We start from the raw sequence: 299 nt of genomic DNA, 5'->3' as shown, positions 1-299 counted from the left end.
CCGATTCTGTCAACAAGAGGTACTATGGATCGTTGCACAACTGGGGACACGTCATGATGGCTCGTATATCTGATCCTGATGGAAAATTTGCCGAAAACCCTGGTGTTATGAGTGACACTTCAACTTCACTGAGGGATCCCATTTTCTACAGGTGGCATAGGTTCGTCGACAACATCTTCCAGCAGTACAAAGCAAAACTGCATCCTTACACCCCTGCAGACCTGGGCTTCGCTGGCGTAAAAGTCGCAAGCGTCCAAGTCAACGCAAAGGTTGCAAATGTTGTCAGAACTTTCTTCAAG

1 protein-coding gene is annotated in these 299 nt (G+C 47.5%); it reads left to right on the top strand.

Features of this window, described 5'->3' with window-relative positions; genetic code table 11:
- Positions 1–299, top strand: a 299-nt coding sequence (locus BB427_RS08640) for a tyrosinase family protein (protein WP_139119048.1), incomplete at both ends; no start/stop codon positions are given.

Origin of the sequence: Pseudoalteromonas sp. BMB, assembly GCF_001709235.1 — a bacterium.
GTDB classification, from domain to species: Bacteria; Pseudomonadota; Gammaproteobacteria; order Enterobacterales; family Alteromonadaceae; genus Pseudoalteromonas; species Pseudoalteromonas maricaloris.
Note: the sequence above shows the minus strand (reverse complement) of the source record. Positions and strands in the feature narration are given on the sequence as shown.